Raw genomic sequence first — 8031 nt, 5'->3', positions numbered from 1 at the left:
CCACCGGTCCCGGGGGGAACCAGCACATGCGCAAGCACCGTCAGGCGCCAAAAAGCAAAGGGGGGAAAGTCTTCAACCAGCGGCCTGCGGGGCAAGGGGATCGCCTCTTCGCGGCGCCGGGACCATGTACAACGACCGGCGACCCACCATCATTCCGGGCCCACACACCCCGCCACCGGGCCGGGTGTCTTCCTCGGCCGTGCACCCGTGTTCAACCACCCCCGGCCGCCCGCCATTCCGGGGCCAGGATGCCGCCGGTCACACCCGCAAACCGGACGCCGCCCGCCATAACGCCCAGGCGGGGCCAGCCCACACCACGGCCACCGCCCGCCTGGGCCCGAGCCGTCGCGTGCGCCTGTGCGTTCAGCGGGGCAGGATGCCGCGGAGCAGGGCGGCGACGGCGGACTCCGGGTCGAAGTCGTCCTCCGGGCCGGCCAGTTGGTTGCTGAGTAGGCCGTCCACCAGGGCGAGCAGCATCCGGAAGTGGACGCGGGGGTCGGTCGAGCCGAGCGCGGCGAGCACCGGCAGGCCCCACCCGGCCAGCCGGTCCCGACCGGCGGCGACCTCGGCGCGCAGTGCCGGCTGGACGGCCGCCTCGGCGAAGAGCGCGTACCGGGCCAGCGTGAGTACTCGCCCCTCGGTGGTGAGCTGCCGGATCAGCCGGCCGAGCACCGCCGCGAAGGCGGTCGGGTCGCCCGGCGGCAGCTGCCCGGCAAGCTGGTCCCAGGCCGCCGTCTCCACCTCGACGAGACGGCCGAAGACGCCGGCGACCAGCGCCTCCCGGGTCCGGTACGCGTTGGACGCGGAACCCTCCGGCAGGCCCGCCTCGGCGTCCACGGCGCGGTGGGTGAGCTGCCGGAGCCCTCGGGTGCCGAGCACCCTGATGGCCGCGTCGAGCAGGAGCTGTCGCCGATCCGTCACGCCGGACAGACTACAGGCGTAGTGCTGCTCACTACATCTGTAGTACGGTGCTGGCATGGGGCGGCATGCGGCGGTGGTCGGTGGCGGTATCGGCGGGTTGGCGGCGGCGATCGGTCTGCGCGCGGCCGGCTGGGAGGTGACCGTCCTGGAGCGGTCCGCGGCGCTGCCGGAGACCGGCACCGGCCTGGGCATCTGGCCCGGGGCGCTGCGCGCGCTCGACGCCCTCGGCGTGGGCGCGGAGGTGCGACGGCGCGGCCGCCGGCAGGCCGACGGGCTGATCCGGCGCCCGGACGGCTCCCGCATCGCCGCGATCGACGTCGGGCGGCTGGAGCGGCGGCACGGCGAGCCGGTGCACCTGATCACCCGCCCGGCTCTGCTCGAGGTCCTCGCCGGCGCGCTGCCCGGGCCGGTGCTGCGCTTCGGCGCTCCGGTCGACGACCCCGGCTCGCTGGCCGAGGCGTACGACCTGGTGGTCGGGGCGGACGGGATCGGCAGCGTGGTCCGGACCGTGCTGCACGGGGACCGTTGCCCACTGCGGTACGCCGGCGCGGTGGCCTGGCGTGGGGTCGCGGACATCGAGGTCCCGGTCGGCGGCGAGACCTGGGGGCGGGGGCGCAAGTTCGGCGTCACCCCCGAGGGGCCGGGGCGGACCAACTGGTACGCCGCCGTCGCGCTCCCGGAGGGTCATCCGCCGCCCGCCGACGACCGGGAGGAGTTGCGCCGACTCTTCGGCGACTGGCACCAGCCGATCCCCCGGCTGCTGGGCGCCCTGGCCGCGGACGGGGTCCTCCGCCACGAGATACGCGACCTCACCCCGCTGCCGTCCTACGTGTCCGGTCGGGTGGCGCTGCTCGGCGACGCCGCCCACGCCATGACCCCCGACCTCGGGCAGGGCGCCTGCCAGGCGCTGATTGACGCGGTGGCGCTGGCGGACTGCCTGCACGACACCGACGACGTGCCCGCCGCGCTGCGGGCGTACGACCGGCGGCGCCGCCGCCCGACCCAGCGGATCGCCGCGGCGGCCCGCTGGACGGGGCGGCTCGCTCACGCCCGCCGGCTCCTGCCGGCGCGGGACGCGCTGCTCCGGCTGGCCCTGGCCGCCGGCCCGCCCGCCTGAGCCCGACCGCCGGCTCCCGCCGCCGACCCGCGGTCACCCGACCTGGTGACCTGGGACACAAACGATACGAACCGGTTCCGTATCGAAACCCGAAAACCTAGGCTCAGCATCGTTACGAGTCTGCCCCGTATCGTATTTTCGACGCGGGTGAAACCGGGGGGAGAACCGGGAATGGCACCGCACGAGAACACCGGACACCCGAGGAGGTGGGCGATCCTGGGGGTGCTGGTGATCAGCCTCCTCGTGGTCGTCCTCGACAACACCATCCTCAACGTCGCCCTACGTACGCTCGCCGACCCGGTGCACGGCCTCGGCGCCAGCCAGGGCCAGCTGGAGTGGGCGATCAACGCCTACACGCTGGTCTTCGCCGGCCTGCTCTTCACCTTCGGCGTCCTCGGCGACCGCCTCGGGCGCAAGCGTTTCCTGCTCGTCGGCCTGGCCCTGTTCGGGCTGGCGTCGCTGATCTCGGCGTACGCGCAGAACCCGGGGCAGCTGATCGGCGCCCGCGCGCTGATGGGCGTCGGCGGCGCGGCCATCATGCCGGTGACGCTCTCGATCATCTCCAACGTCTTCGACCCCCGGGAGCGGGCCCGTGCGATCGGCGTCTGGGCCGGCGCGGTCGGTCTCGCCGTGGCGATCGGCCCGGTCCTCGGCGGCGCCCTGCTGGAGCACTACTGGTGGGGTTCGGTCTTCCTGATCAACGTCCCGGTGGTGGCGCTCGGCGTGGTGCTGGTCGCCGCCCTGGTGCCGGAGTCCCGGGACCCGAACCCGGGCCGGGTCGACCAGCTCGGCGTGCTGCTGTCCGTGGTCGGCCTGGTCGCCCTCACCTACGGCATCATCGACGGCGGCGAGCACGGCTTCGACCGGCTGCGGGTCTGGGCCGCCATCGCCGGCGGGCTCGCGGTGCTGGCCTGGTTCGTCACCCACGAGCTGCGCAGCGACCACCCGTCGCTGGACGTGCGGCTGTTCCGGGTGCCCCGGTTCGCCGCCCCGGTGGCGATGGTCGGGCTGGTCTTCTTCGCCGCGATGGGCGTGATGTTCTTCGGGGCGTTCTACCTGCAGCTGGTGCGCGGCTACAGCCCACTGCAGAGCGGCCTGCTCTTCCTGCCGTTCGCGCTGGCCCAGCTCATCTTCGCCCCGCGCAGCGCCGCCATGGTCCGCCGTTACGGCGGGCGGGCCGTCTCCGCGGTCGGGCTGCTGCTCACCGCCGCCGCGCTCGGTGCGTTCGTCCTCATCGACGCGGACACGCCGATCTGGATCTTCTCGGCGCTCGGCTTCCTGCAGGGCGCCGGGATGGCCAACATCATGCCGCCGGCCACCGAGTCGATCATGTCCGCGCTGCCCCGGGAGAAGGCTGGCGTCGGCTCGGCGATCAGCAACACCGTCCGGCAGGTGGCCGGCGCGCTCGGCGTGGCGGTGCTCGGTTCGGTGCTCTCCGCGGTCTACCGCAGCGACGTCGCCTCGGCGCTCGACGGCCTGCCCGCCCCGGCCCGGGCGGCGGCCGAGGAGTCCATCTCCGGCGCGTACGCGGCGGCGGCGCAGCTCGGGCCGGCGGCGCCGAGGCTGATCGCGGCGGCCAACGACTCGTTCGTGTCGGCGATGCACTGGGCGGCGGCGGTCTCCGCGCTGGTGGCCGCGCTCGGCGTCGTGATCGTGCTCCGCTGGATGCCGGGCCGTCCGGTGCTCGGTCCGACCGACGAGCGGCCGGCCACCGAGCGGGAGTTGGCCGGGACCGCCTAGGTTCGGCGACAATGTCTGACATGAATTTCACTGCCGATGCTCCGCGGTCGCCTGGGCGACCGCGGAGCATCCGCGCGGACGAGGCGATCGTGCAGGCGACCCTGGACCTGCTCGCCGAGGGCAACACGATCGAGGCGCTCTCCATCGAGGCGATCGCCGCCCGTGCCGGGGTCGGTAAGGCCACCATCTACCGCCGCTGGCCGGGCAAGGACGCCCTGCTCCTCGACGCGCTGCGCACCCTCAAGGGCACCCCGCCCCAGCCGGCCGGCCACTCCGTCCGCGACGACCTGGTGCTGCTGGTCGGCGCGATCGGGCACAACATCGACCCGCGGGCCGCGAAGATCATGCCCTGCCTGGTGCCCGAGGTGAACCGCAGCCCGGCCCACTACCGGCTCTACCAGAACATGGTCGAGCCGCGCCGGAAGCTGATGCGGGAGGTGCTCCAGCGCGGGGTACGCAGCGGGGAACTCCGCGCCGACCTGGACATCGAGCTGGCGATGGCACTGCTGAGCGGGCCGATGCTGATGCAGCGGATGCTGCGCTGGCAGCCGGAACTGGACGACAAGATCCTGCCGGAGCGGATCGTCGACGCCGTCCTGGACGGCCTCCGCGCCCGCTGACCGTCGACGTACGGTCGGTCAGCCGGCGGGGGTGCGCAGCCGGTGCAGGCGCAGTGCCAGCTGGACCTCCAGGGCCCGTTCCGGCTTCTGCCAGTCCGCGCCGAGCAGCTGCCCGACCCGTTCCAGCCGCTGGGTCACCGTGTTGACGTGCACGTGCAGCAGCTCCGCCGCCCGGGCCAGGCTGCCGCCCACCCCGAAGTACGCCTCCAGCGTCTTCACCAGCGCGGTGCCCCGCCGGGCGTCGTAGTCGACCACCGGGCCCACCGTCGTGATGAGGAACCGGGCCACGTCCCGGTCGCCCGAGTCGCCGACCGCGCCCAGCAGCAACCCGACGAAGCCCAGCTCGGCGGTGCTCGCGCCCTGCCCGGCGCGGCCCAGCGCGCCCAACGCGGTCAGGCAGCGTTCCGCCTCGGCAAAGGTGGTGGCCAGCGGCGCAGGCCCGGTCGACGGCCCGCTCGCCCCGGCGGTCACCGGCCGGCCGGTCACCCGGGACAGGTCCCGGGCCACCGCGCGGGCCGCGCCGCCGGCGTCCCTGCCCGGCAGCATCAGCACCACCCGACCGTCGCGCGCCGCCGCCAGCCCACTCCGGGTCGAGGCGTACGTGGTGGCCCAGGAGAGCACCCGTTGCCGGGCCGAGCCGGTCGCCGCGATCGCGTCGTCGCCGACCGCCACCAGCACGTGCGGGGCGTCCAGGTCCACCCCGAGCCGGCGGGCCCGGCTGCGCAGCGCGTCGATGTCCCGCAGCGGCCGCGCGATCAGGTCGTCCAGCAGCTCGCCCCGGACCCGTCCCTCCGCCTCCGCCACGGTCCGCCGGAACAGCAGCAGCAACGCGGTCACCAGCGCGGCCCGCTCCAGGATCCGCTGGTCGGCGTCGACCAGCTCCCCGTTCGGGCGCAGCACCAGCGCACCCAGGTTCTCCGCGCCGGCCACCACCGCGGCGTACCAGAGCGGACCTCGCCGGACGCTGCGCCCCTCGGTCCGGGACGCGGCCACCGCCTCCACGATGTCCGCCCGGTCCGGTTCCTCGATCTCGCCCACCCGGGCCAGCCGGCGGCCCTCGGCGTCCAGCGCCAGCAGGGCCCCGCCGAGCACCTCGGTGACCGCCGCCGCGACGTCCTCCATGCCGCCGCCACGCACCACCAGGGCGGTCATCCGGTCATGGGCGGCGGCGGCCCGCTCCACCGAGCTGCTGTGCGCCCGGATCGTGCTGTTCGCCGCGGACAGCTCCGCCAGCGCCGAGCGGGTCTCCGCGAGCAGCCGGGCGGTGTCGATCGCCACCGCCGCGTGCGCCGCGAGGGAGACCAGCAGCGACACCTCCTCCCGGGCGAACGGCCGGGCCGACCGGTTGGCCGCGTACAGCACGCCGATCACGCTCGACCCGAGCCGCAGCGGTACGCCGAGGATGGCCACCAGGCCCTCCTCGCCGACCCCGCCGTCGATCTCGTTGGTGTGCCGGAACCGGTCGTCCTCCTGATAGTTGGAGGTGACGTACGGGGTGCCGGTCTGGGCCACCAGCCCGCCCAGGCCGTCGCCCATCTCCAGCCGCAGCCGCTGGAAGCGCGCCGAGATCGAGCCGTCGGTGACCCGCATGTAGGTGTCGCCGCGCTCGTCGTCGTTGAGCGTCATGTACGCCACGTCGGTGCCGAGCAGGATCCGAGCCCGGTGCACGATCGCCCGCAGCACGTCGTCCAGATCGCGCAGGCCGGCCAGGTCGCTGGCCGTGTCGTACAGGCCGGAGAGCTCGGTCTCCCGGCGGCGCCGGCGCTCCAGCAGTGCGCGGACCCGCAGCGCCACCACCTTCGCCTGCTCCAACTCGGCCAGCCGTTCGGCCGGCAGGCCGGCGGCGCGGGCCGCGACCAGCGGCCCCTCGAACTCGACCGCGGCGGCCTCCCGGGCCAGCAGCTCCAGAAACTCGACCGGCGACGACATGACCGACATTGTGCGCGCGCCCATTAGTTGGCCGTCCAGCCCCCGTCGAGGGCGATCGAGGCGCCGGTGATGAACGCGGCCGGCGGCGAGCAGAGGTACGCCACCAGCTCCGCCACCTCCTCCGGCTCGATCAGCCGCTTGATCGCCGCCCGGGCCAGCATGATCTTCTCGACCACCTCGTCCTCGCCGATGCCGTGCGTGGCGGCCTGGTCGGCGATCTGGCTCTCCACCAGCGCGGTCCGCACGTACGCCGGGTTGATGCAGTTCGCGGTCACCCCGTGCGCGGCACCCTCCAGCGCCACCACCTTCGACAGCCCCTCCAGGGCGTGCTTGGCCGACACGTAGGCCGCCTTGTACGGCGAGGCGCGCAGCCCGTGCACCGAGGAGATGTTGACGATCCGGCCCCAGCCCTGCGCGTACATGTGCGGCAGGGCCCGCCGGATCAGCAGGAACGGCGCCTCCACCATCACCCGGTGGATGTACTCGAAGCGTTCGACGGGGAACTCCTGCACCGGCGCGACGTGCTGCAGGCCGGCGTTGTTCACCACGATGTCCACGCCCGCGTCCAGCCGGTCCACCGCGGCCCCGTCAGCCAGGTCGATGCCCTCGGCACGCCCGCCCGCCTCGGCGGCCACCGCCTTGGCCGCCTCCACGTTGCGGTCGACCACCAGCACCGCCGCGCCGGCCGCCGCCAGGCGCAGGGCGCAGGCCCGTCCGATGCCGCTGCCACCACCGGTCACCAGGGCGCTACGACCGGACAGGTCGACGCGTACGACGTGGGGGACCGCCACGGGTTCTGCCGTCATGGCGCAAAAAGTTACGAGCCTTGTGGCCGGCGGCACATGGGGCGGCGACACATACTCGGTGGCAGCTCTGTGTGGGCCCCGGGGGCGTGCCCGGCGCCCGGGCGGGGCGCCGGCGCCCAGCGGTCCGGCGGACCTGTCGTGGGCTCCCGCCACCCGCGGGCGTGTCCCGGCCGGCCGCCGCCCGGCGGCACCAGTAGTGTGTCGAACACACGTACTGCTGGTGGGCTCGGGGAGGAGGCGGCGTGCGGGTGCTCGGCGTCGACCCGGGGCTGACCCGGTGCGGGGTCGGCGTGGTCGAGGGCGTGCCGGGGCGGCCCTGCACCCTGGTCGCCTACTACGTCGTCTACACCGACCCGGCCGACGAGCTGCCGCTGCGCCTGCTGCACCTGGACCGCTCGCTCACCGACCTGGTCGCCGAGCACCGACCGGACGCGGTGGCCGTGGAGCGGGTGTTCAGCCAGCACAACGTCCGCACGGTGATGGGCACCGCCCAGGCCAGCGGGATCGCCGTGCTGGCCGGGGCGCGGGCCGGCCTGCCGGTGCAGACCTACACCCCGAGTGAGGTCAAGGCGGCGGTGACCGGGTCCGGTCAGGCCGACAAGGCGCAGATGACCATGATGGTCACCCGACTGCTGCGGCTGCCCGAGCCGCCCCGGCCCGCCGACGCCGCCGACGCCCTGGCCCTGGCCATCTGCCACATCTGGCGGGGCGGCACCCGGTCGAAACTGGCCGCCGCGGCCGAGCGGGCCCGACGAGGAAGGAGCGACTGGTGAAGGTCACCCGGATCGCATACTCGTCGGGTCTGAATCCGGGTAAGTACGCCGCCCTGGTGGAGCAGGCCCGACGGTTGGGCCGGGTGCGTAGTGAAGTGTGGCAGCGGTACGGGTCGATCCACGGA

7 protein-coding genes are annotated in these 8031 nt (G+C 74.3%); 4 read left to right on the top strand and 3 right to left on the bottom strand.

Annotated features, from left to right (window positions below):
- Window positions 1–363: 363 nt before the first annotated feature.
- Window positions 364–921 carry a TetR/AcrR family transcriptional regulator gene (locus ACNAVT_RS20040; protein ID WP_416298383.1) on the bottom strand — a complete coding sequence of 186 codons (558 nt, stop codon included), beginning with the start codon at window positions 919–921 and terminating at the stop codon, window positions 364–366.
- A 55-nt stretch (window positions 922–976) separates the two neighbouring features.
- On the opposite strand from ACNAVT_RS20040, the gene ACNAVT_RS20035 reads away from it, so the two are divergent.
- The 3 genes from ACNAVT_RS20035 to ACNAVT_RS20025 all read left to right on the top strand — a co-directional run bounded on the left by ACNAVT_RS20035 (window position 977) and on the right by ACNAVT_RS20025 (window position 4398).
- Window positions 977–2038, top strand: a complete 1062-nt coding sequence (locus ACNAVT_RS20035) for an FAD-dependent monooxygenase (protein WP_416298381.1) — start codon at window positions 977–979, stop codon at window positions 2036–2038.
- A 171-nt stretch (window positions 2039–2209) separates the two neighbouring features.
- Window positions 2210–3778, top strand: a complete 1569-nt coding sequence (locus ACNAVT_RS20030; protein WP_416298379.1) for an MFS transporter — start codon at window positions 2210–2212, stop codon at window positions 3776–3778.
- Window positions 3779–3789: 11 nt separating this feature from the next.
- Entirely contained in the window at window positions 3790–4398 is a 609-nt protein-coding gene (locus ACNAVT_RS20025; protein WP_416298377.1) for a TetR/AcrR family transcriptional regulator, read from the top strand.
- A gap of 18 nt (window positions 4399–4416) precedes the next feature.
- Here the strand turns inward: ACNAVT_RS20025 and ACNAVT_RS20020 are convergent, their stop codons facing one another.
- Window positions 4417–6336, bottom strand: coding sequence for a helix-turn-helix domain-containing protein (locus ACNAVT_RS20020; protein ID WP_416298394.1), 1920 nt, complete (start codon window positions 6334–6336; stop codon window positions 4417–4419).
- 14 nt (window positions 6337–6350) lie between these two features.
- On the bottom strand, window positions 6351–7133 hold the full coding sequence (locus ACNAVT_RS20015) for a 3-hydroxybutyrate dehydrogenase (RefSeq protein ID WP_416298375.1): 783 nt from the start codon (window positions 7131–7133) through the stop codon (window positions 6351–6353).
- 242 nt (window positions 7134–7375) lie between these two features.
- Between ACNAVT_RS20015 and ruvC the strand changes: the two genes are divergently transcribed.
- Window positions 7376–7906, top strand: a complete 531-nt coding sequence (ruvC, locus tag ACNAVT_RS20010; RefSeq protein WP_416298373.1) for a crossover junction endodeoxyribonuclease RuvC — start codon at window positions 7376–7378, stop codon at window positions 7904–7906.
- The last annotated feature ends 125 nt before the right edge of the window (window positions 7907–8031 follow it).

The organism is Micromonospora sp. SL4-19, assembly GCF_047921475.1.
GTDB lineage: Bacteria > Actinomycetota > Actinomycetes > Mycobacteriales > Micromonosporaceae > Micromonospora.
The sequence above is the reverse complement of the archived record's forward strand: the minus strand, read 5'-3'. Positions and strand labels throughout refer to the sequence as shown.